This is a genomic window from Pseudomonas sp. GW822-FHT02D10, assembly GCF_058802345.1.
The window spans coordinates 38,896-61,702 of record NZ_JBXAOB010000023.1; the positions used below are offsets into that span (position 1 = coordinate 38,896).

Below are 22,807 nucleotides of genomic sequence, written 5' to 3' on the forward strand. Positions count from 1 at the left end.
TGATGGACATGGACATGAGCGTGAAGCTGAACTTGTCTTATCCGGCTGTTAAGTCGGTGAGCAGCACTACCGATAAACCGGCCGAGGCGCCTCAGGCCGACAGCGTACAGGCTGTGGCCGGTAGTAAAGACTCTGATGCGGATAAGTTGAAAGCCGCCGTGCAGGAAATCGAAAAGTTCGTGCAGTCGGTCAAGCGCAATCTGGAGTTTTCGATTGATGAAGCGTCCGGCAAGGTCGTTGTAAAAGTGATTGCCACTGCAACGGGTGAAGTGGTGCGGCAAATCCCTTCCGAAGAAGCCTTGAAGCTGGCGGACAGTTTGAATTCGGCGAGCAACGTGCTGTTCGACGCAAAAGCCTGACAACTGGCATGAATAGTGTCTGTATGCTGATTTGACGGCGAGAGCGGTCAAAAGACCGGCGACAGACAGAAAGGGGGATGTACATGGCAAGTCCAATTTCAACGAGTACAGGTCTGGGTTCCGGCCTGGATATCAGTTCGATCGTTACGGCGTTGGTCAGCAGCGACAAAGCGGCCAAGCAGTCCCAAATCACCACTCAGACCACGCTCAACACCTCGAAGATTTCCGGTGTGGGCTCGCTCAAAAGTGCTTTGGCTGCTTATCAGGCTGCCATGGACAAACTCAATAGCTCGACAAGCCCTGCGTTTGCGGGTTTTGCGGCAACCTCGTCGACTCCGGCGACCTTGACCGTGACCTCTGATAACACCGCCGTCAACGGTTCTTACAGCGTTACAGTGAACAATCTGGCTACCGGCTCCAAAGTTGCCAGTGCTACATTTGCAGGCGGTGCTACCAGTGCCATTCCGAGTGGTACTTTGAATATCAGTCAAAATGGCACTGGCTACAACGTCACTATCCCGTCTGGTGCGACGCTGCAGTCCACGCGCGATGCGATCAACACCACGCTGAGCACCCAGGGCATCACGGCCAACATCGTCACTGACAGCAACGGTTCGCGTCTGGTGATCGGCTCGACCACGACGGGCAAGGGTTCGGACCTTACGGTCAGTGGTATTGCCGGTCTGGCAATCGACGGCACCCAGGTGATGGGCGCTAACCCTGGTCCGACCAGTTCCGGTACGATCGGCGCGCTGGCCGCAGATGCGAGCCTGACGGTTGATGGCCTGGCAGTCACCAGCAAAACCAACACCATCAGTCAGGCGGTGGGTGGCTTGAGCATGACGCTGGTTGCAGCGGGTACCTCGACGGTGACCGTGGCGACCAATACCACCGGTTTGCAGACGTCGATACAGTCATTTGTCGACGCCTATAACACGCTGGTGAAGACGGTGACTTCGCTGACTCAGGCCACGGCCGATAGTAGTGGCAAGCTGACGGTCTCTGCTGCGCTGACCGGTGACTCGGTGCCTCGTTCGCTGCTTGCCGATATTCGTAATCAGCTGGTGACTCCCGGGCCTGGGGGGCAATTGGCGGTGCTATCGCAATTGGGTATCACGACCGATCAGAAACTCGGTACGCTGAACTTTGACTCTACCAAGTTCACTGCCGCGATGACCAACAAGGCGCTGGGGGGGCAGGTTCAAACGCTGTTCACGGGGACCACTAGTACCAATGGTCTGCTGGCTCGGATGGGGGCGGCGATCAAGCCTTACTTGCAGACCGGAGGCATACTTGATCAGCGCACCACCAGCCTGAACAAGCAGAAAAGCGATCTGACCAATCAGCAGGCGGCGTTGGACTTGCGCGTTACCAGTATGACCGCGACGCTGACGGCCAAGTACAATGCCATGGACTTGCTGGTCGGGCAGATGAAGGCGACGTCGACCAGTATCAGCTCGTTCTTCAGCGCCTTGAACGCACAGAAGTCCAGCGGCTAATCAGGAGTCAGCGCCAAAAACCCGGCTGCGTTTTTAACGCGCCGGGTTTTTGCCTGTTGATTTTAAAGTTTTTTGACTCGTAGACGATACATTGGTTATACGAGCCCTTGAGTTGTGATGAGGTAGAGCATGAATCCGATGTTAGCCCTTCGGCAATATCAGAAAATTGGAGCGCAAGCGCAAACTTCCGAAGCCAGTCCGCACCGTTTGGTGCAGATGCTGATGGAGGGCGGGCTGGATCGTATTGCTCAGGCCAAAGGCGCCATGGAGCGCAAGGATATTCCGGGTAAAGGTGTATTGATCAGCAAGGCCATCGACATCATTGGCGGCTTGCGTGAAGGCCTGGACCTTGAGAACAAGGCTGATGAGGTGGGGGAGCTGGATAATCTCTACGTCTACATGATGAAGCGTCTGGCAGAGGCCAATATCAAGAGCGATCCGAAGATCCTCGACGAAGTCGCCGAGTTGCTGGGTACGGTCAAAGAAGGCTGGGATGCCATCGCAGCGCCGGGTCCGCAGTTTTAAGGAGATCACATGAGTCTTGTACTGCAGCGTATCGAACAAACCCGTGAAGCGCTGGTCGATGCATTGGCCGCGCGTAACTGGGAAGCTATCGGTCAATTAGACCTGGATTGCCGTTCCTGCATGGAAGACGTTTTGAGTGAGGCTTCGCTGGATGAAGTGGCATTGCGTGATAACCTCGAGGAGTTGCTCGGGGTTTATCGGCAGTTGTTGGAAGCGGCGACGGGGGAGCGTCAGGCAATATTCGATGAGATGTCGCAGATCCATCAAGCACAAAACGCGGCAAAGGTTTACCATCTGTTCGGTTAATCCTCAGTTAATCCGAACGTAGTGCGCCATAAATTTGACTGTGCACGGTTTTTTGACTTAACTAGTGGCTGTTTGAAGATTTCAGGCGTCTACCAGGCTTAGCGTGCCTGCAAGCGTCTAGCTTGCCCACTCATTTCGGGCATTGAGTTGACTAGGGAAGTTGCTATTGCATGTGGCGTGAAACCAAAATTCTGCTGATTGATGACGATAGCGTCCGCCGCCGCGATTTGGCGGTGATTTTAAATTTTCTTGGCGAAGAAAATTTACCCTGTGGCAGCCATGACTGGCAGCAGGCTGTCGGCTCTTTGTCATCAAGTCGTGAAGTAATCTGCGTCCTTATTGGGACCGTAAATGCTCCTGGCGCTCTTCCGGGTCTGTTAAAGACACTGGCTACCTGGGATGAGTTCCTTCCGGTTTTGTTAATGGGCGATAATTCTTCCGTTGACCTGCCGGAAGACCAGCGTCGCCGGGTGCTTTCCACTCTGGAAATGCCGCCCAGCTACAGCAAATTGCTGGACTCCCTGCACCGCGCCCAGGTTTATCGCGAGATGTACGACCAGGCCCGTGAGCGCGGTCGTCACCGTGAACCCAATCTATTCCGTAGTCTTGTCGGCACCAGTCGGGCGATTCAACACGTCCGTCAGATGATGCAGCAAGTGGCCGATACCGATGCCAGCGTGCTGATCCTCGGTGAGTCCGGGACGGGCAAGGAAGTGGTCGCGCGCAACCTGCACTATCACTCCAAGCGGCGCGACGCGCCGTTCGTTCCGGTCAACTGCGGTGCGATCCCGGCCGAGTTGCTGGAAAGCGAACTGTTCGGTCATGAGAAGGGCGCCTTTACCGGGGCCATCACCAGCCGTGCCGGGCGCTTTGAACTGGCCAATGGCGGTACGCTGTTCCTCGATGAGATCGGCGACATGCCGTTGCCAATGCAGGTCAAGCTGCTGCGGGTATTGCAAGAGCGCACCTTCGAGCGCGTGGGGAGCAACAAGACCCAGAGCGTCGATGTGCGAATCATTGCTGCAACCCACAAGAACCTCGAAAGCATGATCGAAGTCGGCAGCTTCCGTGAGGATCTGTATTACCGCCTCAACGTCTTCCCGATCGAGATGGCGCCGCTGCGTGAGCGTGTCGAAGATATTCCGTTGCTGATGAACGAGTTGATCTCGCGCATGGAGCATGAGAAGCGCGGTTCCATTCGATTCAACTCGGCGGCGATCATGTCGCTGTGCCGTCATGGCTGGCCGGGCAACGTTCGTGAGCTGGCCAACCTGGTGGAGCGCATGGCGATCATGCATCCGTACGGGGTGATCGGCGTGGTCGAATTGCCGAAGAAATTCCGTTATGTCGATGACGAAGACGAGCAACTGGTTGATAGCTTGCGCAGCGATCTTGAAGAGCGGGTAGCCATCAATGGCCATACTCCGGACTTCACCGCAAACGCCATGCTGCCGCCAGAAGGTCTGGACCTCAAAGACTACCTGGGTGGTCTGGAGCAGGGCCTGATTCAGCAGGCGCTGGATGATGCCAATGGCATCGTGGCGCGTGCCGCCGAGCGCCTGCGCATTCGCCGCACCACCCTGGTGGAGAAAATGCGCAAGTACGGCATGAGCCGTCGCGAGGGTGATGAACAGGCGGAGGATTGACGCCTGTTTTTCAATCCGCTGAATAATGAGCGGTTTTTTTCGGCACGGGTATTGCTACGTCCCTCGCAACGTTCCGTTTAACTGACGGTCAGCCAAGCGAGAGAGCACGATGCCCCACGCCGCCCAAATGTCTCCTGTCTCCGACACGCCCTCTGTAGAGCAGGCAAGTCGGCTTGGCCTTGAGCAGGCGTTCGCGCTGTTCAATCAGATGTCGAGCCAACTTACCGACTCCTACAGCATGCTTGAAGCTCGGGTCACTGAGCTCAAGGGCGAACTGGCAGTGGTCAGTGCTCAACGCATGCAAGAGCTGGCGGAAAAAGAGCGTCTCGCCAACCGGCTGCAAAACCTTCTCGACTTGTTGCCCGGCGGCGTCATCGTCATTGATGCCCAAGGTATCGTGCGTGAAGCCAATCCGACAGCCAGCGAGCTACTGGGTCTGCCGCTTGAGGGCGAGTTGTGGCGTCATGTCATTGCACGCTGCTTTGCACCGCGCGAAGACGATGGTCATGAAATTTCCCTGAAGGATGGTCGGCGTCTGTCGATTGCCACGCGCTCGCTGGATGCCGAGCCGGGTCAGTTGGTGCTGCTCAACGACCTGACCGAAACCCGACACTTGCAGGATCAGCTGGCTCGCCATGAGCGCTTGTCGTCCCTCGGGCGGATGGTCGCTTCCCTGGCGCATCAGATTCGTACGCCGCTGTCCGCGGCATTGTTGTACGCCAGTCATTTGACTGAGCAGGAGCTGCCGGTCGCCACCCAGCAACGGTTTGCCGGGCGTTTGAAAGAGCGCCTGCATGAGCTCGAGCATCAGGTGCGGGACATGCTGGTGTTTGCTCGCGGAGAACTGCCGTTGACTGATCGCGTGACGCCCAGGGCGCTTCTGCAATCGCTGCAAGCGGCGGCATTGACGCATGTTCAGGATTATCCGGTGCGTTGGCAGTGCGACAGTCATGCCGGGGAGTTGCTGTGCAATCGCGACACATTGGTCGGTGCGCTGCTGAACCTGATTGAAAATGCGATTCAGGCCAGTGCCGGCGATGTCCGTCTGAAAGTTCATCTCTACACCCGTGGAAACACCCTTCGACTGTGCGTCAGCGATAACGGCGACGGTATCGACGCGACGGTGCTGGCGCGCCTGGGTGAGCCGTTTTTCACCACCAAAACCACCGGCACCGGTCTTGGCCTGACCGTGGTCAAGGCGGTGGCCCGTGCTCATCAGGGAGAATTGCAGCTGCGCTCGCGGCCGGGCCGCGGCACCTGTGCGGTGGTGATTTTGCCGCTTTTTTCTGGTGGGCAGCCCAGCGCTCAAGGCGTGGAGTGAGGTTGATGGCAATCAAGGTTTTACTGGTCGAAGATGACCGTGCACTGCGCGAGGCATTAACGGATACGCTGCTGCTGGCCGGCCATGATTACACCGCGGTGGGCTCGGCCGAAGATGCACTGGAGGCCGTGGCGAGCGAGCCATTCAATCTGGTGGTCAGTGACGTCAACATGCCGGGTATGGATGGTCATCAGTTGTTGGGTTTGTTGCGTATTCGTCATCCGCAATTACCGGTGTTGCTGATGACCGCGCATGGCGCGGTTGAGCGCGCAGTCGACGCAATGCGTCAGGGGGCGGCGGACTATCTGGTCAAGCCATTCGAGCCCAAGGCGTTGCTGGATCTGGTGGCGCGACATGCCCTGGGTTGTCTCGGCGCCGCGGAAGGTGAAGGCCCGGTAGCGTTCGAGCCGGCCAGTGCGCAGTTGCTTGAGCTGGCAGCCCGTGTGGCGCGCAGTGATTCGACGGTGTTGATCTCTGGCGAGTCAGGCACCGGCAAAGAAGTGCTGGCACGTTACATTCACCAGCACTCGCACCGCGCCCGTCAGCCGTTCATTGCGATCAATTGTGCGGCGATCCCGGACAACATGCTCGAGGCAACTTTGTTCGGTCATGAGAAGGGCTCGTTCACTGGCGCCATTGCGGCCCAGGCCGGCAAGTTCGAGCAGGCTGATGGCGGGACCATTCTGCTCGACGAAATTTCCGAAATGCCCTTGGGGCTTCAAGCCAAGCTGCTGCGCGTTTTGCAAGAGCGTGAAGTCGAGCGCGTGGGGGCGCGCAAGCCGATTGCGCTGGATATCCGCGTGGTTGCGACCACTAACCGTGATCTGGCGGGCGAAGTGGCGGCGGGGCGCTTTCGGGAAGACCTTTACTATCGCCTGTCGGTATTTCCGCTGGCCTGGCGTCCGTTGCGTGAGCGCACTGCCGACATCTTGCCGCTGGCCGAGCGTCTGTTGGTCAAGCACGTCAATAAAATGAAGCATGCCGCTGCCAGGCTATCGCCAGAGGCCCAGGCTTGCCTGATCGGTTATCCGTGGCCGGGCAACGTGCGCGAGCTGGATAACGCCATTCAGCGGGCGCTGATTTTGCAGCAGGGTGGCTTGATTCAGCCGCAGGACTTCTGTCTCGCAGGGCCGGTCGCTTGCGCGCCATTGCCGGTACTGGCGCCTGTTCCGATGTCGGCGCGAGTGCTTGAAGTCGAGGCGCCGCAAGGCGATTCAGCGGGCGCACTGGGTGATGACCTGCGGCGTCGCGAGTTCCAGATGATCATCGATACGTTGCGTTCCGAGCGTGGGCGGCGTAAGGAAGCGGCCGAGCGTCTGGGTATCAGCCCGCGGACCTTGCGCTACAAATTGGCGCAAATGCGTGATGCCGGAATGGATGTCGAGGCCTATTTGTTTGCTACGTGAGGGCTCGCTACCTGAGTCGTCTGTCTACAAAGCCTGGGTGGGCTTTTCTTAAATGTCGCCATGGAGCTGGCACCCTTGTTGCTAACACCACTCTATCCGCCGAGTGAGTGTCAAAAAATTGCGGGTCGTCAGAGAGAGTAGACCATGAGCCAGGGAATTGAATTTAATCGGTTGATGTTGGACATGCGGTCCATGCAAATGGACGCCATGGCTCAGCCGAAAGCGGCGGTCGCGGTGCCGGAAATGGGCGGCAGCAGCTTTTCCGACATGCTCGGTCAGGCCGTCAACAAGGTCAACGATACCCAGCAGGCTTCGACCCAACTGGCCAATGCTTTCGAAATTGGCAAAAGCGGCGTCGACCTGACCGATGTGATGATTTCCTCGCAGAAGGCCAGCGTGTCTTTTCAGGCGTTGACCCAAGTGCGTAACAAGCTGGTTCAGGCCTATCAAGACATCATGCAGATGCCGGTCTAAGGAAGTATTGAGTCATGGCAGAAGCAGTCGCCGATAACGTTCCGGCCAAGGTCAAACCTGCAGACGGCAAACCGCCGCTGTTTGGTCTGTCCTTCCTGGAAAACCTCTCCGAGATGACCATGCTGCGTCAGGTGGGCCTGTTGGTTGGCCTGGCTGCGAGCGTGGCGATTGGATTTGCCGTGGTGCTGTGGTCGCAGCAACCCGACTATCGGCCGCTGTACGGCAGCCTTGCCGGTATGGACGCCAAGCAGGTCATGGAAACCCTGGCCGCCGCCGACATTCCTTATACCGTTGAGCCCAACTCCGGTGCCTTGCTGGTCAAGGCCGATGATGTGGCGCGTGCGCGACTCAAGCTTGCCGCTGCAGGTGTCACTCCCAAAGACGGCAACATCGGTTTTGAAATCCTCGACAAGGACCAGGGGTTGGGAACCAGTCAGTTCATGGAAGCGACCCGTTATCGTCGCGGCCTTGAGGGTGAGCTGGCGCGGACCATTTCCAGTCTGAACAACGTCAAGGGTGCCCGGGTGCACCTGGCCATTCCGAAAAGTTCGGTATTCGTGCGTGACGAACGCAAGCCAAGCGCATCGGTACTGGTTGAGCTTTATTCCGGTCGGTCACTGGAGCCGGGTCAGGTTCTGGCCATCATCAATCTGGTGGCGACCAGTGTTCCAGAGTTGAGCAAGTCGCAGATCACCGTGGTGGACCAGAAGGGCACCTTGCTCTCCGATCAGGCGGAAAACTCCGAACTGTCCATGGCCGGCAAGCAATTCGATTACAGCCGCCGCATGGAAAGCATGCTCACTCAGCGCGTGCACAATATTCTGCAACCGGTGTTGGGCAACGATCGCTACAAGGCTGAAGTTTCCGCCGACGTGGACTTCAGTGCGGTCGAGTCGACCTCGGAGCAATTCAACCCGGATCAGCCGGCGCTGCGCAGCGAACAGTCGACGTCCGAACAGCGCACCGCCAGCAACGGCCCGCAGGGCGTTCCCGGTGCTCTGAGCAATCAGCCGCCTGCGCCTGCCTCCGCGCCGCAAACCACGGGCGGCGCGACGGCTTCCGCCGGCATGGTGCAGCCAGGTCAGCCGTTGCTTGATGCCAACGGCCAACAAATCATGGACCCGGCAACCGGTCAGCCGATGCTGGCGCCGTACCCGGCCGACAAGCGTCTGCAATCCACAAAAAACTTCGAACTCGACCGTTCCATCAGCCACACCAAGCAGCAGCAGGGCCGATTGAGTCGGCTGTCGGTTGCAGTGGTTGTGGATGATCAGGTCAAGGTCAACGCGGCCAACGGTGAAACCACTCGTACGCCTTGGAGCGTCGATGATTTGGCGCGCTTCACGCGTCTGGTGCAGGGCGCCGTCGGTTTTGACGCCAGTCGTGGCGACAGCGTCAGCGTGGTCAACGTGCCGTTCTCGGCCGAGCGTGGCGAAGTCATCGCCGACATTCCGTTCTACTCGCAGCCCTGGTTCTGGGATGTGGTGAAACAGGTTCTCGGCGTGTTGTTCATTCTGGTGCTGGTGTTCGGCGTGCTGCGTCCGGTGCTCAACAACATCACCGGCGGCGGCAAAGGCAAGCATCTGGCCGGTCTCGGCAGCGATGTCGAACTCGGTGGCATGGGCGGTCTGGACGGCGAACTGGCCAACGACCGCGTCAGCCTTGGCGGCCCGCAAAGTATTCTGCTGCCTAGCCCGAGCGAAGGCTATGACGCACAGTTGAACGCAATCAAGAGCCTGGTGGCCGAAGATCCGGGTCGTGTGGCTCAGGTCGTGAAAGAGTGGATTAACGCAGATGAGTGATAACCGAGCCGCTATCGCCAAACTCAGCCGGGTCGACAAAGCCGCGATTCTGCTGCTGTCCCTGGGTTCAACCGATGCTGCGCAAGTGCTGCGCCACATGGGGCCCAAAGAGGTTCAGCGTGTGGGTGTAGCCATGGCGCAAATGGGCAACGTGCACCGTGAGCAGGTCGAGCAGGTGATGAGCGAGTTCGTCGACATCGTTGGCGATCAGACCAGCCTCGGCGTCGGCTCCGATGACTATGTGCGCAAGATGCTCACCCAGGCGCTGGGCGAAGACAAGGCCAACGGCCTGATCGACCGGATCCTGCTGGGCGGCAATACCAGTGGTCTCGACAGCCTCAAGTGGATGGAACCGCGTGCGGTGGCGGATGTGATCCGTTACGAGCACCCGCAGATCCAGGCCATCGTTGTGGCTTATCTGGACCCGGATCAGGCAGGCGAAGTACTCGGCAACTTCGACCACAAGGTGCGGCTGGACATCATTTTGCGGGTTTCGTCGCTCAATACCGTGCAGCCGGCGGCCCTGAAGGAACTGAACCAGATTCTCGAGAAGCAATTCTCCGGCAACTCCAACGCCGCGCGTACCAACCTGGGCGGTATCAAGCGTGCGGCCGACATCATGAACTTCCTCGACAGCTCGATCGAAGGTCAGCTGATGGATTCGATCCGCGAAGTCGACGAAGACCTGTCCGGTCAGATCGAAGACCTCATGTTCGTGTTCAACAACCTGTCCGATGTCGACGACCGTGGGATTCAGGCACTGTTGCGCGAAGTTTCCTCGGACGTGCTGGTGCTGGCCCTCAAGGGCTCGGACGAAGGCGTCAAGGAAAAGATCTTCAAGAACATGTCCAAGCGTGCGGCCGAATTGCTGCGCGACGACCTCGAGGCCAAGGGCCCGGTACGCGTCAGCGACGTGGAAACCGCACAGAAAGAAATCCTCACCATTGCCCGCCGTATGGCCGAAGCCGGAGAAATCGTTCTCGGCGGGAAGGGCGGCGAGGAAATGATTTAACGCCATGGCATCCAAGAGTGATGAGTCGCCCACCGATCTGATCCGTGCGCGCGATGTCGGTGGTTTTGATCTCTGGTCGTTGCCCAGTTTCGACCCGTACGTCCCGGAGCCTGAGCCAGAACGGGTAGAAGAACCGCCAGAGATGGAGGAAGTGCCGCTGGACGAAGTCCAGCCACTGACCCTCGAAGAACTCGAAAGCATTCGTCAGGAAGCCTACAACGAAGGCTTCGCCACGGGCGAGAGAGAAGGTTTCCACAGCGCCACGCTCAAGGTTCGTCAGGAGGCTGACGTGGCCCTGAGCGCGAAGCTCGCCAGCGTTGAATTGCTGATGGGCAATCTGTTCGAGCCGATTGCCGAGCAAGATACGCAGATTGAAAAATCCCTGGTCGGTCTGGTTCAGCACATCGCCAAACAAGTGATTCAGCGCGAACTGGTCATCGACTCGACGCAAATCGAACACGTCATGCGCGAAGCCCTGAAATTGCTGCCGCTGGGTGTCGGCAATGTGCGTCTGTACATCAATCCGCAGGACTTCGAGCAGGTCAAGGCATTGCGCGAGCGCCATGAAGAGACCTGGCGCATTGTTGAAGACGAAGCCATGTTGCCGGGCGGATGTCGGGTCGAAACCGAGCACAGCCGCATCGACGCGACAGTCGAAACCCGTATCACGCAAATCATGGCCAAGCTGTTCGATCAGTTGCACGACCAGGCGCTGCATCCGGCCGAGGCGGATATGACGCTGGAACTTCCCGTCAGCGAAAAACCGTCTGCCGCAGCGCTTGATCCAGAGCCGGAAATTGCTGATGCGCCTTGATCGCACCAGCTTCGGCAAGCGCCTGAGCACTTATGCGCACGCTACCGAGTTGCCCGGTCAGCCGATCCTCGAAGGGCGCTTGCTGCGCATGGTGGGTCTGACGCTTGAAGCCGAGGGCTTGCGCGCTGCCATGGGCAGCCGCTGTATGGTGATCAACGACGACAGTTATCACCCGGTACAGGTCGAAGCCGAAGTCATGGGTTTCTCCGGCAACAAGGTATTTCTGATGCCGGTCGGCAGTGTCGCCGGCATTGCCCCAGGCGCCAGGGTTGTACCCTTGGCCGACGCCGGCCGCTTGCCGATGGGCATGAGCATGCTCGGGCGCGTACTCGATGGCGCCGGCCGTGCACTGGACGGCAAGGGCGGAATGAAAGCCGAAGACTGGGTGCCGATGGATGGTCCGACCATCAACCCGCTCAAGCGTGACCCCATCAGCCAGCCGCTTGACGTGGGTATTCGCTCCATCAATGGATTGTTGACAGTCGGTCGTGGTCAGCGCCTCGGTCTCTTCGCCGGTACCGGCGTCGGCAAGAGTGTGCTGCTGGGCATGATGACTCGCTTCACTGAGGCCGACATCATCGTGGTCGGGCTGATCGGCGAGCGGGGTCGTGAGGTCAAGGAGTTCATTGAGCACATCCTCGGTGAAGAGGGGCTCAAGCGCTCCGTGGTGGTGGCGTCTCCGGCGGACGATGCGCCCCTGATGCGTTTGCGCGCAGCCATGTATTGCACGCGAATCGCCGAGTATTTTCGCGACAAGGGCAAGAACGTCCTGTTGCTGATGGATTCCCTGACCCGTTTTGCTCAGGCGCAGCGGGAAATCGCCCTGGCCATCGGCGAGCCACCCGCGACCAAGGGGTATCCGCCGTCGGTATTCGCCAAGCTGCCGAAACTGGTAGAGCGCGCCGGTAATGCCGAGGCGGGTGGCGGTTCGATCACCGCGTTTTATACGGTACTGTCTGAAGGCGACGATCAGCAGGACCCGATTGCCGATGCCGCGCGAGGCGTGCTCGACGGGCATATCGTCTTGTCGCGCCGCCTGGCGGAAGAGGGGCACTACCCGGCGATCGACATCGAGGCGTCCATCAGTCGGGTCATGCCGTCGGTCGTCAGTCCAGACCACATGACTCGTGCGCAGTACTTCAAGCAGCTCTGGTCGCGTTATCAGCAAAGTCGCGACCTGATCAGCGTCGGCGCCTATGTGGCGGGCGGCGATCGGGAAACCGATCTGGCGATCTCGTTGCAGCCACAATTGGCCAAGTACCTGCGCCAGGGTCTGAACGACAGCATCAGCCTGGGTGAGAGCGAGGCGTATCTGGCCTCGATCTTCGCCCCGGCGGCTGGCGGCTAACCCCTCATGGCCCAGAGCCGGTCAGCACGCCTGGCACCCGTGGTCGATATGGCTGAAAAGGCCGAAAAGACTGCCGCCCAGCGCCTCGGGCACTTCCAGGGCCAGGTGCGGTTGGCCGAAAGCAAGCTCGCCGACCTCGAAAACTTCCGCCTCGAGTACCAGCAACAATGGATCGAGCGCGGCAGCCATGGCGTCTCGGGGCAATGGTTGTTGGGGTATCAGGGCTTTCTCGCGCAACTGGGCACCGCGATCGATCAGCAGCGCCAAAGCCTGGCCTGGCACCAGAACAACCTGAACAAGGCGCGTGAAGCCTGGCAGCAGGCTTTTGCCCGGGTTGAAGGGCTGCGCAAGCTGGTGCAGCGTTACGTTGACGAAGCCCGTCAGCTCGACGACCGGCGCGAGCAAAAGCTGCTCGATGAGTTTTCCCAGCGTTTGCCGCGCCACGACCCGTATTGATGAGTCAGGGGCGCGAAAAAGATCTTGGTCCATCGGGCTGTCATGCCTTGCTCAAGCCCTGCGCAAGTGCTAAACCTTCTACACGTTGCCAATGACAGGGAAGCCTCAGCATGTCAGTCGTTACAGAAGTATCACCGGATGGGCAAAAGCTCACGATTTCGGTCAAGGGGCGGTTCGATTTCGCCAAGCATCAGGAGTTTCGTGACTCCTACGAGCGCCCCGACGGGCAGATGCCAAGCTCGGTGGTGGTCGATTTGAAAGAAGCGACCTATCTCGACAGCTCGGCGTTGGGCATGTTGCTGTTGCTGCGCGACCACGCAGGCGGAGAAAACTCCGATATTCGCGTGGTCAACAGCAGTTCCGATGTGAAGAAAATCCTCGCCATCTCCAATTTCGACAAGTTGTTCGACATCAGTTGATCGCCATGTCGACGCTACCCGAACCGCTGACCGTGCTGATCGCTGAAGACAGCGCGGCGGACCGCCTGTTGCTATCGAGTATTGTCCGTCGCCAGGGGCATGAGGTGTTGACGGCGGCCAACGGCGCCGAGGCGGTCGAGCTGTATCAACAGCAGCGTCCGCAATTGGTGTTGATGGACGCGATGATGCCGGTGATGGACGGTTTCGAAGCGGCGCGGCAGATCAAGCTGCTGGCTGGCGAAACCCTGGTACCGATCATCTTCCTGACCTCGCTGACGGAAAGCGAGGCCTTGGCGCGTTGTCTGGAGGCGGGTGGCGACGACTTTTTGGCAAAACCCTATAACCGGGTGATTCTGGGCGCCAAGATCAAGGCGATGGACCGCTTGCGGCGGTTGCAGGCGACGGTCCTGGAGCAGCGCGATCTGATCGCCAGGCACCATGATTACCTGCTCAATGAGCAGCGGGTGGCCAAGGCGGTGTTCGACAAGGTCGCTCACTCCGGTTGCCTGAGTGCCCCCAATATCCGTTACTCACAATCCCCTTATGCGTTGTTCAACGGTGATCTGTTGCTCGCGGCATTCACTCCGGCCGGTGACATGCATGTGCTGCTGGGGGATTTTACCGGGCATGGCTTGCCGGCGGCGGTCGGCGCCATGCCGCTGGCAGAAGTGTTCTACGGCATGACCGCCAAGGGTTACGGTCTCGCGGAAATGCTGCGCGAGATGAACGCCAAGCTCAAACGTATCCTGCCGGTGGATATGTTCTGTTGCGCGACCCTGTTGTGCCTGAGTTTTCAGCGCCGTTCGGTGGAAGTCTGGAACGGCGGTATGCCGGATGGCTACCTGCATGACAACGCCAGCGGAAAACGTACCGCGTTGCTGGCGCGCCATCTGCCGCTGGGTGTGTTGAGTCCGCAAGCCTTTGATGATTGCACCGAGGTGTTCCCGATGGCCCTCGGCGACCGGGTGTTCCTGTTGTCGGACGGCGTGATCGATACCTGTGATGCCAACGAGCAGCTGTTTGGTGTCGAGCGATTAGAACGAGTGTTTACCGACAACCGCCTGCCAGAACGGTTGTTCGAGGAGATTGAACAGGCGCTGCGGGATTTCCGTGGCGAAGCGCGTGATGATGTCAGCATGGTTGAGGTCAGTCTTCTCGAAGCCGCGCAACTCAATCTTCCGGCCATAGTGTATTCCGACAGTGGCCTGTCCTGCCCGCTGGACTGGTCGGTGAGTTTCGAGTTTCGTGCAGACACGCTCAAGCGGTTCAATCCGTTGCCTTATCTGTTGCAGTTGTTGCTTGAAGTGCATGGGCTGCGGGCGCAAAGCGGGGCGCTTTACAGTGTGCTGGCTGAACTCTATTCCAATGCGCTGGAGCACGGTGTGTTGGGGCTGGATTCGAGCCTCAAGCGCGATGCATCCGGGTTCGCGCGCTACTATGAGCAGCGCAATGCGCGCCTGGATGCGCTTGAGGATGGTTATCTGCGGGTGCATATGCAGGTGTCGCCACAAGGTGCGGGTGGCTGCCTGGTGGTTGAAGTTGAAGACAGCGGTGCGGGATTCGATGTGCAGCGGGTAATGGCTCGACCTGTTGATGGCGGCCGCTTGTCAGGTCGCGGTGTGAGTCTGGTCCGTCAGTTGAGCCACAACGCCAGTTGGTCGGATAACGGCCGGCGTGCCCGCGTGGAGTTTTCCTGGGAGGCTCAGGCATAATCCGCACATTCTTGATCAAGGAGCGAACAAGTGACTGACATTCATCTGGATCACGACGTACTGAGTGCGCTGCAAGAAGTCATGGAGGATGAGTACCCGATACTTCTGGATACTTTCCTTCAGGATTCCGAAACACGTTTGACCCAACTTCGCGAAACTCAGGACCCTGAGCAGCTGCTCAGTACCGCCCACAGCTTCAAGGGCAGCAGCAGCAACATGGGGGCTACGCGCCTGGCTGAACTGTGCAATGAGCTGGAGCAGCGAGCCAAACAAAAAAGCCTTGCGGGAATTGAAGAGCTGGTCGGCGAAATCGACGGCGAATTTGCCATCGTCCGACGCTTGTACCGTGAAGAGCGCCAGCGTTTTCATTGTTGAAAGCGCCATCGTTGCAGGTTTTTCCAGCGCCTGAGCAAACCTGGCTCGACCCTTGCAGCTTAGTTTCTCAACTGTACCTACGATCCCAGTGCAGCGGAGACCGTTATGCCCCTCGCCCCGAATTCGCTTCTTCAGGCCGCCTCGCAGGCCAAGACTCAGGCTGCGTCTGCCGCCGTGCCTGTCAATGCGCCGGCAACGCCTGTAGAGCCTAGGGATAAGGCCGCAAGTTTTTCTCAGGTCTACGCCAAACAGTCACAAGCGACTCCTGCGGCAAGCACTGTCGGGACCGGCAAAAACGTGCGTGACAACGTGACGGACAGCACCGGCAAAAAGGTGGCGCCTGACGACAAGTCTGCCGCCCCTCAGTCGACGGTTGCCGATAGCGGCAAATCCTTGCCCGCCGACAAACCGGCGGATACCGGCGACAAGGCCGCAAGCGCCGACGCCAAGGTCACGGATGCTCCAGTGGCTGATAGCGCTCCGGTCGACCCTGCTCTTGATCCGGCGTTGGCGCAGGCGGTGCAACCGGCCCCGACGCCAGTGCCGGTACCAGATCCACAAACACCTCCCGTAGTCGCTCAGGTTCAGGCTCAGCCTCAGGTCGATGCGGCTCTTGTCGCTACCGTGACGCCTGCGTCGGCTCAGCCTGCGGCCACGACTGATCCCTCGTTCGATCCTGCATCCGATCCTTTGGATGCGATGCCGGCCTTGCGTCTGGCACTGGAGCAAAGTGGGCACGTGTCGGCCTCCAGCCAGTCCCCGACAAAAGCGGCACCGGATCAGGCCGATAGTGAGTCAACCGCAGCGCAGAATTTTGCCAATGGCATGGCCAGCATGCTTGACGTGCAAGCCGGCAAGGACAGCACCAGCCAGGGTGGGGAAAAGTCCTTCAGCGGTTTGATCGATGATGGACTCAAGGATCTGAAGTCGGCGACCAGCGACACGCGTGTTGATGATTTTGCCAACCGTCTGGCAGCGCTGACCCAGGCCGCCACACCGAAGACCGCGAATGCGCTGCCGGTGAATCAACCGATCGCCATGCATCAGAGTGGCTGGACCGAGGAAGTGGTCAATCGGGTCATGTACCTGTCGAGCGCCAACCTCAAGGCTGCCGATATTCAGCTTCAGCCGGCGGAATTGGGTCGCCTGGATATTCGGGTGAACATGGTTCCCGATCAGCAGACTCAAGTGACTTTCATGAGCGCTCACGTTGGCGTGCGTGAGGCGCTGGACGGTCAGATGCATCGTCTGCGCGACATGTTTGCCCAGCAAGGCATGGGGCAGGTCGACGTCAATGTGTCCGACCAGTCCCGCGGCTGGCAAGGGCAGGGACAGCAGCAGGCTCAGCAGGGGCAGAGCGGGTCCACCAGTGCCAGCGGTGGTCGCTTGGGCTCGGCGGATGAAGAGTCGCCAATGAGCGTGGCTGAAGCGGCCGCCAGCACGACTAGTGTGATCGGCTCCAGCGCAGTCGACTACTACGCCTGACAAGTTGCAGCGACCCGAAAAGATCGCAGCCTTCGGCAGCTCCTACGGATTTGCGTACGCCACGCTTTCGTAGGAGCTGCCGAAGGCTGCGATCTTTTGATTTTGGCATTTGCCGATCATCCTCCATTTCCCCTCTCACACTTCTGGCATAACACTTGCTCTTGCCTTGCCGTGCAACTGTGAAAACTCGAATAGTGACGGATTATTGGCATGGCGAAGAGCGAAGCAGCAGTGAAAGACCCCGCCGGGAAAGGCAAACTCAAGCTTATTCTCGTGATTGTGCTGGCCGTGCTGCTGGCGATCGGCCTGTCCGTGGGCGCGACCTGGTACTTCATGCACAGCGCTCAGAGCAAGCCTGCGCCAGCGGCCGAAGCCGCCAGTAACGTCAAGCCAGCGGCGATTTATGAGCCAATGCCCCCGGCCTTTGTGGCCAACTACAACCAGAATGGCCGTCAACGCTACATGCAGGTGAGCATTACCCTGCAGGCGCGTAATCAGGCGGACCTGGATGCGCTGAAAGTGCATATGCCGGTGATTCGCAACAACCTGGTCATGCTCTTCTCCGGGCAGAGTTTCGATACCCTGGCGACCCCGGTCGGACAGGAAATGCTGCGCCAGAAAGCCACTGCCAGTGTGCAGGAAGTGGCGCAGAAGGAAGTCGGCAAAGTCGTTATCGACCAGTTGCTCTTTACCAATTTCGTACTGCAGTAGGAACACGACATGGCCGTGCAGGACCTGCTGTCCCAGGATGAGATCGATGCGCTGTTGCATGGTGTCGATGATGGTCTGGTACAGACCGACAACGCTGCTGAACCGGGCAGTGTCAAAAGCTATGACCTGACCAGTCAGGATCGCATCGTCCGTGGACGCATGCCGACCCTGGAAATGATCAATGAGCGGTTTGCCCGTTACACGCGCATCAGCATGTTCAACATGCTGCGGCGTTCGGCGGACGTCGCTGTCGGTGGCGTGCAGGTGATGAAGTTCGGCGAATACGTGCACTCGCTGTACGTGCCGACCAGCCTCAACCTGGTCAAGATCAAGCCGTTGCGCGGTACCGCGCTGTTCATCCTTGACGCCAAGCTGGTCTTCAAGCTGGTGGACAACTTCTTCGGCGGTGACGGTCGTCACGCCAAGATCGAAGGTCGTGAATTTACCCCGACCGAATTGCGCGTCGTGCGCATGGTGCTGGAGCAGGCCTTCGTCGATTTGAAAGAAGCCTGGCAAGCGATCATGGAAGTCAATTTCGAGTACATCAACTCGGAAGTGAACCCGGCCATGGCCAACATCGTGGGGCCGAGCGAAGCGGTGGTGGTCTCGACCTTCCACATCGAACTCGACGGTGGCGGCGGCGATCTGCACGTGACCATGCCGTACTCGATGATCGAGCCGGTCCGCGAAATGCTCGACGCCGGCTTCCAGTCGGACCTCGACGATCAGGATGAGCGCTGGGTCAACGCCCTGCGTCATGACGTGCTGGACGTCGACGTACCGATCGGTGCCACGGTTGCCCGTCGCCAGTTGCGCCTGCGGGACATCCTGCACATGCAGCCAGGAGATGTGATCCCGGTCGAGATGCCGGAAGAAATGATCATGCGCGCCAACGGCGTGCCGGCCTTCAAGGTCAAAATGGGCTCCCACAAGGGCAACCTGGCGTTGCAAGTGATCGAGCCGATCGAACGCCGCTGATCGGCGCTCGTACACCTTCGCTTTTAAATGACGGCTTCTAATTGAATGGTTGCCCGCCGAGGACAAATGATGGCTAACGATATGAATACCCAGGACGACCAGGCGCTGGCCGATGAATGGGCTGCGGCCCTTGAAGAGACGGGTGATGCCGGGCAGGACGATATTGACGCCTTGCTGGCCGCCGATGCGGCGACTTCGTCATCCTCCAGCCGTCTGGCGATGGAAGAGTTCGGTAGTGTGCCGAAGAGCAACGAGCCCGTGACCCTTGACGGTCCGAACCTGGACGTGATTCTGGACATCCCGGTGTCGATTTCCATGGAAGTCGGCAGCACCGATATCAACATTCGTAACCTGCTGCAGCTCAACCAGGGCTCGGTGATCGAGCTTGACCGTCTGGCCGGCGAACCGCTGGACGTACTGGTCAACGGCACGCTCATCGCTCACGGCGAAGTGGTGGTGGTCAACGAGAAGTTCGGCATCCGCCTGACCGACGTGATCAGCCCAAGCGAACGCATCAAGAAGCTGCGCTGAGTGAAAAAGGTTCTGGGGGTTCTGTTGGCGTTGCCGTTCAGTGTTCTGGCGGCCGAGCCGGTGGCGACAGCGGCCACTGCTGTGCCTGCGGTCAGCAGCGGCGTGACCGGGCAATTGACACAGTTGGTGCTCGGTTTGCTGCTGGTGCTGGGGTTGATCTTCTTCCTGGCCTGGCTGTTGCGCCGGGTCCAGCAAGCCGGGCCGGCTGGTAAGGGCCAGGTGATCGAGTTGATCGGTTCCCGCGCGCTCGGCCCTCGTGACCGTTTGATGCTGGTGCAAGTCGGCAACGAGCAGATTCTGCTGGGGTTGAGCCCCGGCACGATCACCCCGTTGCATGTGCTCAAGGAGCCGGTGCAAGTGCCGAGCGCCGAGCAGGCAACCCCCGAGTTTGCCCAGCGCCTGATGGAGCTGTTGGGTAAAGATAAGGATAAGAAGTAATGCCGTTGCGCATCCTGTTGACGCTGGTCCTGATGCTGGCCGCGCCGTTGGTGTTTGCCGCCGACCCGCTGTCGATTCCGGCGATCACTCTGGGCACGAACGCCAATGGTGCTCAGGAATACTCCGTCAGCCTGCAAATCCTGCTGATCATGACCGCGCTGAGCTTCATTCCGGCGTTCGTCATGCTGATGACCAGCTTCACCCGGATCATCATCGTCTTCTCTATTCTGCGTCAGGCCCTGGGCTTGCAGCAGACGCCGTCGAACCAGATCCTCACCGGCATGGCGCTGTTTCTGACCCTGTTCATCATGGCGCCGGTCTTTGATCGGGTGAATCAGGATGCCTTGCAACCTTATCTGGCCGAGAAGCTGACGGCTCAGGATGCTGTGACCAAGGCGCAAGTGCCGATCAAGGACTTCATGCTGGCGCAGACTCGCAGCAGCGATCTTGAGCTGTTCATGCGGCTGTCCAAGCGCACCGACATCGCTACGCCGGATCAGGCGCCTTTGACCATTCTGGTGCCGGCCTTCGTGACCTCGGAACTGAAAACCGCCTTCCAGATCGGCTTCATGATCTTCATTCCGTTCCTGATCATCGATCTGGTGGTTGCCAGTGTGCTGATGGCCATGGGCATGATGATGCTCTCGCCGCTGATCATTTCGCTGCCGTTCAAGATCATGCTGTTTGTGCTGGTGGATGGCTGGGCATTGATCATCGGTACACTGGCGAGCAGTTTCGGTGGTGTTTAGAACCTTGTGGGCGGGTAGGGCGATATGACTCCTGAAGTTGCGGTAGACCTGTTCCGGGAAGCGCTTTGGCTGACGACTGTGATGGTCGCCATACTGGTGGTTCCGAGTTTGCTGGTGGGGTTGCTGGTGGCGATGTTTCAGGCTGCCACCCAAATCAACGAGCAGACCCTGAGTTTCTTGCCGCGTTTGCTGGTGATGCTGGTGACCCTGATCGTCGCCGGCCCTTGGCTGATACAAACGTTCATGGAATACATCCTGCGCTTGTACAGCAGTATTCCGCAGTTGATCGGCTAAGCCATGTCGTTGCTGGCGCTGACCGACGCGCAAATCAGTACCTGGGTGGCAAGCTTCATGCTGCCGCTGTTCCGGGTCGGTGCGGTGCTGATGACCATGCCGGTCTTCGGCACGACCCTGATGCCCAGGCGTATCCGGATGTATTTCGCACTGGCGATAACGGTGGTCATCACGCCGGGCCTGCCGCCGATGCCGCAGGTCAATCCGCTGGATTTGAGTGGTCTGCTGCTGATTGCCGAACAGATCCTGATTGGCGCGCTGCTAGGGTTCTCCTTGCAACTGTTCTTTCAGGCGTTCGTGGTGGCCGGGCAGATCATTTCGATCCAGATGGGCATGGGCTTCGCGTCCATGGTCGACCCCACCAACGGTGTGTCGGCGGCCGTCATCGGGCAGTTTTTGACGATGCTGGTGACGCTGCTGTTTCTGGGTATGAATGGCCATCTGGTGGTGTTTGAAGTCCTCACGGAAAGCTTCACGACCCTGCCGGTGGGCAGTGGCATGCTGGTCAACCATTTCTGGGAAATGGCCGGCAAGATGGGCTGGGTACTGGGCGCGGCACTGCTGCTGGTATTGCCGGCAATCACCGCGCTGCTGGTGGTCAACATTGCCTTCGGAATCATGACCCGCGCGGCGCCGCAACTGAATATCTTCTCGATCGGTTTTCCGTTGACCCTGGTGCTGGGCATGGTGATCTTCTGGGTCAGCCTGGGGGACATTATCAATCAGTATCAACCGTTGGCCATCGAGGCCTTACAGTTGTTGCGTGATATGGCACAGGCGCGCTGAGTCATGGCTGAAAGCGAGAGCGGTCAGGACAAGACGGAAGACCCCACGGACAAGCGTAAGAAGGACTCTCGTGAAAAGGGCGAGATCGCCCGCTCCAAAGAGCTCAATACCTTGGCGGTGATGCTGGCCGGGGCGGGGGCGCTACTGATCTACGGTGGTGGTCTGGCGCTGGACTTGCTGGAAATCATGCGTCTGAATTTCTCGCTGCCTCGTGAAGTGGTGCTCACTCCAGGTGCCATGGGCCTGTATTTGCTGAACTCGGGCAAGATCGCGATTCTCGCGGTGCAGCCGGTGCTGCTCTCCCTGCTGCTGGCGGCAATCATTGGTCCGATTTCCCTGGGTGGCTGGCTGTTTGCGGGCAGTAGCCTGGCGCCGAAGTTCAGTCGAATGAACCCGGCCAATGGTCTCAAGCGGATGTTTTCCTCCACGGCGTTGATCGAGTTGCTCAAGGCTCTGGCAAAATTTCTGTTGGTGCTGTTCGTCGCGCTCGGCGTGCTGCGGTCGGACATCGACGACTTGTTGCGAATCGCCCATGAGCCGCTCGAGCAGGCGATTATTCACAGTGTGCAGCTGGTGGGCTGGAGCACCTTGTGGATGGCCTGCGGGTTGATTTTGATTGCGGCGGTCGATGTGCCGGTTCAGCTCTACCAGAGTCACAAGAAACTGCTGATGACCAAGCAGGAAGTGCGCGACGAGCACAAGGATCAGGAGGGTCGCCCTGAGGTGAAGCAGCGGATTCGCCAGTTGCAGCGCGAGATGTCCCAGCGGCGGATGATGGCGGCCATTCCTGAGGCGGACGTGGTCATTACTAACCCGACCCACTACGCGGTGGCGCTCAAATACGATCCGGAGAAGGGTGGCGCGCCGATGCTGGTCGCCAAGGGTAACGACTTCCTGGCGCTGAAGATCCGCGAGATCGCGGTGGCTAACGAAGTGTTGCTGCTCGAGTCGCCGGCCCTCGCGCGTTCGATCTATTACTCCACCGAGCTCGATCAGGAAATCCCTGGTGGGCTCTATCTGGCGGTTGCTCAGGTGCTGGCTTACGTTTATCAGATCCGTCAGTACCGCGCTGGCAAGGGTAAGCGCCCGGATCCGCTCAAGGACGATTTGCCGATTCCTCCGGATCTGCGCCGCGATTCCTGACCGGCTCATCTCTTGGCGGTGTACGCCGATCAAAACTGTGGGAGCGAGCTTGCTCGCGATAGCGGCCTGACAGCCGACTAATCTCTTGCAGGTGTACATATCCATTCCTGCGGTAACGGCCACTTAGGGTTTCGCCCTTACGGCCAGCCCTTTCAAGGTCTTTTCCCTTTATGGGCCTTAAGCACCCGATCCGTCGACACATGAGCATGCGCAGCCTT

At 59.1% G+C, this 22,807-nt stretch carries 25 protein-coding genes; all 25 read left to right on the plus strand.

Going from position 1 to position 22,807, the window contains the following annotated elements:
* Positions 1 to 8: 8 nt before the first annotated feature.
* A complete protein-coding gene (locus AC1RPZ_RS25500) occupies positions 9 to 359 on the plus strand; it encodes a flagellar protein FlaG (RefSeq protein WP_493140426.1) in 351 nt (116 codons plus the stop codon).
* An 83-nt stretch (positions 360 to 442) separates the two neighbouring features.
* Positions 443 to 1,858, plus strand: a complete 1,416-nt coding sequence (gene fliD, locus AC1RPZ_RS25505; protein ID WP_493140428.1) for a flagellar filament capping protein FliD — start codon at positions 443 to 445, stop codon at positions 1,856 to 1,858.
* 129 nt (positions 1,859 to 1,987) lie between these two features.
* Entirely contained in the window at positions 1,988 to 2,383 is a 396-nt protein-coding gene (gene fliS, locus AC1RPZ_RS25510; protein WP_493140430.1) for a flagellar export chaperone FliS, read from the plus strand.
* Positions 2,384 to 2,392: 9 nt separating this feature from the next.
* Complete coding sequence (gene fliT / locus AC1RPZ_RS25515) at positions 2,393 to 2,689, plus strand: flagellar protein FliT (protein WP_493140432.1); 297 nt, start codon at positions 2,393 to 2,395, stop codon at positions 2,687 to 2,689.
* 170 nt (positions 2,690 to 2,859) lie between these two features.
* A complete protein-coding gene (locus tag AC1RPZ_RS25520) occupies positions 2,860 to 4,335 on the plus strand; it encodes a sigma-54 dependent transcriptional regulator (protein WP_493140434.1) in 1,476 nt (491 codons plus the stop codon).
* A gap of 109 nt (positions 4,336 to 4,444) precedes the next feature.
* Positions 4,445 to 5,656, plus strand: a complete 1,212-nt coding sequence (locus AC1RPZ_RS25525) for a sensor histidine kinase (RefSeq protein WP_493140436.1) — start codon at positions 4,445 to 4,447, stop codon at positions 5,654 to 5,656.
* 5 nt (positions 5,657 to 5,661) lie between these two features.
* The gene (gene fleR / locus AC1RPZ_RS25530; protein ID WP_493140438.1) at positions 5,662 to 7,062 is read left to right on the plus strand and encodes a sigma-54-dependent response regulator transcription factor FleR; all 1,401 of its coding nucleotides are present in this window, start codon (positions 5,662 to 5,664) and stop codon (positions 7,060 to 7,062) included.
* 144 nt (positions 7,063 to 7,206) lie between these two features.
* Positions 7,207 to 7,536 (plus strand): flagellar hook-basal body complex protein FliE, encoded by a 330-nt coding sequence (gene fliE, locus AC1RPZ_RS25535; RefSeq protein WP_493140440.1) that lies wholly within the window; start codon positions 7,207 to 7,209, stop codon positions 7,534 to 7,536.
* Positions 7,537 to 7,550: 14 nt separating this feature from the next.
* Positions 7,551 to 9,338, plus strand: coding sequence for a flagellar basal-body MS-ring/collar protein FliF (gene fliF / locus AC1RPZ_RS25540; protein WP_493140443.1), 1,788 nt, complete (start codon positions 7,551 to 7,553; stop codon positions 9,336 to 9,338).
* Positions 9,331 to 10,350: a flagellar motor switch protein FliG gene (gene fliG / locus AC1RPZ_RS25545; RefSeq protein ID WP_401115468.1), complete on the plus strand. Its 1,020-nt coding sequence runs from the start codon at positions 9,331 to 9,333 to the stop codon at positions 10,348 to 10,350. The genes fliF and fliG overlap by 8 nt, the downstream gene beginning before the upstream one ends.
* A gap of 4 nt (positions 10,351 to 10,354) precedes the next feature.
* Positions 10,355 to 11,164: a flagellar assembly protein FliH gene (fliH, locus tag AC1RPZ_RS25550; RefSeq protein WP_493140445.1), complete on the plus strand. Its 810-nt coding sequence runs from the start codon at positions 10,355 to 10,357 to the stop codon at positions 11,162 to 11,164.
* Positions 11,154 to 12,512: a flagellar protein export ATPase FliI gene (gene fliI / locus AC1RPZ_RS25555; RefSeq protein WP_493140447.1), complete on the plus strand. Its 1,359-nt coding sequence runs from the start codon at positions 11,154 to 11,156 to the stop codon at positions 12,510 to 12,512. The genes fliH and fliI overlap by 11 nt, the downstream gene beginning before the upstream one ends.
* Before the next feature lie 6 nt (positions 12,513 to 12,518).
* Positions 12,519 to 12,968, plus strand: a complete 450-nt coding sequence (gene fliJ, locus AC1RPZ_RS25560) for a flagellar export protein FliJ (RefSeq protein WP_493140449.1) — start codon at positions 12,519 to 12,521, stop codon at positions 12,966 to 12,968.
* Positions 12,969 to 13,078: 110 nt separating this feature from the next.
* A complete protein-coding gene (locus AC1RPZ_RS25565) occupies positions 13,079 to 13,387 on the plus strand; it encodes an STAS domain-containing protein (RefSeq protein ID WP_493140451.1) in 309 nt (102 codons plus the stop codon).
* A 5-nt stretch (positions 13,388 to 13,392) separates the two neighbouring features.
* The gene (locus tag AC1RPZ_RS25570) at positions 13,393 to 15,099 is read left to right on the plus strand and encodes a SpoIIE family protein phosphatase (protein ID WP_493140453.1); all 1,707 of its coding nucleotides are present in this window, start codon (positions 13,393 to 13,395) and stop codon (positions 15,097 to 15,099) included.
* Between the two features lie 30 nt (positions 15,100 to 15,129).
* Positions 15,130 to 15,474, plus strand: coding sequence for an Hpt domain-containing protein (locus AC1RPZ_RS25575; protein WP_493140455.1), 345 nt, complete (start codon positions 15,130 to 15,132; stop codon positions 15,472 to 15,474).
* Positions 15,475 to 15,579: 105 nt separating this feature from the next.
* On the plus strand, positions 15,580 to 16,959 hold the full coding sequence (locus AC1RPZ_RS25580) for a flagellar hook-length control protein FliK (RefSeq protein WP_493140457.1): 1,380 nt from the start codon (positions 15,580 to 15,582) through the stop codon (positions 16,957 to 16,959).
* A gap of 210 nt (positions 16,960 to 17,169) precedes the next feature.
* Positions 17,170 to 17,670, plus strand: a complete 501-nt coding sequence (fliL, locus tag AC1RPZ_RS25585) for a flagellar basal body-associated protein FliL (RefSeq protein WP_493140459.1) — start codon at positions 17,170 to 17,172, stop codon at positions 17,668 to 17,670.
* A gap of 9 nt (positions 17,671 to 17,679) precedes the next feature.
* Positions 17,680 to 18,648 (plus strand): flagellar motor switch protein FliM, encoded by a 969-nt coding sequence (gene fliM, locus AC1RPZ_RS25590; RefSeq protein WP_493140461.1) that lies wholly within the window; start codon positions 17,680 to 17,682, stop codon positions 18,646 to 18,648.
* A 69-nt stretch (positions 18,649 to 18,717) separates the two neighbouring features.
* On the plus strand, positions 18,718 to 19,179 hold the full coding sequence (gene fliN / locus AC1RPZ_RS25595) for a flagellar motor switch protein FliN (protein ID WP_493140463.1): 462 nt from the start codon (positions 18,718 to 18,720) through the stop codon (positions 19,177 to 19,179).
* Entirely contained in the window at positions 19,180 to 19,617 is a 438-nt protein-coding gene (gene fliO, locus AC1RPZ_RS25600) for a flagellar biosynthetic protein FliO (protein ID WP_493140465.1), read from the plus strand.
* Positions 19,617 to 20,366, plus strand: coding sequence for a flagellar type III secretion system pore protein FliP (fliP, locus tag AC1RPZ_RS25605; protein ID WP_493140467.1), 750 nt, complete (start codon positions 19,617 to 19,619; stop codon positions 20,364 to 20,366). The genes fliO and fliP overlap by 1 nt, the downstream gene beginning before the upstream one ends.
* Before the next feature lie 24 nt (positions 20,367 to 20,390).
* Positions 20,391 to 20,660: a flagellar biosynthesis protein FliQ gene (fliQ, locus tag AC1RPZ_RS25610; protein ID WP_493140468.1), complete on the plus strand. Its 270-nt coding sequence runs from the start codon at positions 20,391 to 20,393 to the stop codon at positions 20,658 to 20,660.
* Between the two features lie 3 nt (positions 20,661 to 20,663).
* Positions 20,664 to 21,446 carry a flagellar biosynthetic protein FliR gene (gene fliR, locus AC1RPZ_RS25615; RefSeq protein WP_493140470.1) on the plus strand — a complete coding sequence of 261 codons (783 nt, stop codon included), beginning with the start codon at positions 20,664 to 20,666 and terminating at the stop codon, positions 21,444 to 21,446.
* A gap of 3 nt (positions 21,447 to 21,449) precedes the next feature.
* Positions 21,450 to 22,589, plus strand: coding sequence for a flagellar biosynthesis protein FlhB (flhB, locus tag AC1RPZ_RS25620; RefSeq protein ID WP_493140472.1), 1,140 nt, complete (start codon positions 21,450 to 21,452; stop codon positions 22,587 to 22,589).
* Positions 22,590 to 22,807: the final 218 nt, after the last annotated feature.

Excerpts from the sequence above, each read along its gene's own strand:
- AC1RPZ_RS25500 (WP_493140426.1), top strand. The coding sequence starts at position 9 with ATGGACATGAGCGTGAAGCTGAACTTGTCTTATCCGGCTGTTAAGTCG.
- fliD (WP_493140428.1), top strand. The coding sequence starts at position 443 with ATGGCAAGTCCAATTTCAACGAGTACAGGTCTGGGTTCCGGCCTGGAT.
- fliS (WP_493140430.1), top strand. The coding sequence starts at position 1,988 with ATGAATCCGATGTTAGCCCTTCGGCAATATCAGAAAATTGGAGCGCAA.
- fliT (WP_493140432.1), top strand. The coding sequence starts at position 2,393 with ATGAGTCTTGTACTGCAGCGTATCGAACAAACCCGTGAAGCGCTGGTC.
- AC1RPZ_RS25520 (WP_493140434.1), top strand. The coding sequence starts at position 2,860 with ATGTGGCGTGAAACCAAAATTCTGCTGATTGATGACGATAGCGTCCGC.
- AC1RPZ_RS25525 (WP_493140436.1), top strand. The coding sequence starts at position 4,445 with ATGCCCCACGCCGCCCAAATGTCTCCTGTCTCCGACACGCCCTCTGTA.
- fleR (WP_493140438.1), top strand. The coding sequence starts at position 5,662 with ATGGCAATCAAGGTTTTACTGGTCGAAGATGACCGTGCACTGCGCGAG.
- fliE (WP_493140440.1), top strand. The coding sequence starts at position 7,207 with ATGAGCCAGGGAATTGAATTTAATCGGTTGATGTTGGACATGCGGTCC.
- fliF (WP_493140443.1), top strand. The coding sequence starts at position 7,551 with ATGGCAGAAGCAGTCGCCGATAACGTTCCGGCCAAGGTCAAACCTGCA.
- fliG (WP_401115468.1), top strand. The coding sequence starts at position 9,331 with ATGAGTGATAACCGAGCCGCTATCGCCAAACTCAGCCGGGTCGACAAA.
- fliH (WP_493140445.1), top strand. The coding sequence starts at position 10,355 with ATGGCATCCAAGAGTGATGAGTCGCCCACCGATCTGATCCGTGCGCGC.
- fliI (WP_493140447.1), top strand. The coding sequence starts at position 11,154 with ATGCGCCTTGATCGCACCAGCTTCGGCAAGCGCCTGAGCACTTATGCG.
- fliJ (WP_493140449.1), top strand. The coding sequence starts at position 12,519 with ATGGCCCAGAGCCGGTCAGCACGCCTGGCACCCGTGGTCGATATGGCT.
- AC1RPZ_RS25565 (WP_493140451.1), top strand. The coding sequence starts at position 13,079 with ATGTCAGTCGTTACAGAAGTATCACCGGATGGGCAAAAGCTCACGATT.
- AC1RPZ_RS25570 (WP_493140453.1), top strand. The coding sequence starts at position 13,393 with ATGTCGACGCTACCCGAACCGCTGACCGTGCTGATCGCTGAAGACAGC.
- AC1RPZ_RS25580 (WP_493140457.1), top strand. The coding sequence starts at position 15,580 with ATGCCCCTCGCCCCGAATTCGCTTCTTCAGGCCGCCTCGCAGGCCAAG.
- fliL (WP_493140459.1), top strand. The coding sequence starts at position 17,170 with ATGGCGAAGAGCGAAGCAGCAGTGAAAGACCCCGCCGGGAAAGGCAAA.
- fliM (WP_493140461.1), top strand. The coding sequence starts at position 17,680 with ATGGCCGTGCAGGACCTGCTGTCCCAGGATGAGATCGATGCGCTGTTG.
- fliN (WP_493140463.1), top strand. The coding sequence starts at position 18,718 with ATGGCTAACGATATGAATACCCAGGACGACCAGGCGCTGGCCGATGAA.
- fliP (WP_493140467.1), top strand. The coding sequence starts at position 19,617 with ATGCCGTTGCGCATCCTGTTGACGCTGGTCCTGATGCTGGCCGCGCCG.
- fliQ (WP_493140468.1), top strand. The coding sequence starts at position 20,391 with ATGACTCCTGAAGTTGCGGTAGACCTGTTCCGGGAAGCGCTTTGGCTG.
- fliR (WP_493140470.1), top strand. The coding sequence starts at position 20,664 with ATGTCGTTGCTGGCGCTGACCGACGCGCAAATCAGTACCTGGGTGGCA.
- flhB (WP_493140472.1), top strand. The coding sequence starts at position 21,450 with ATGGCTGAAAGCGAGAGCGGTCAGGACAAGACGGAAGACCCCACGGAC.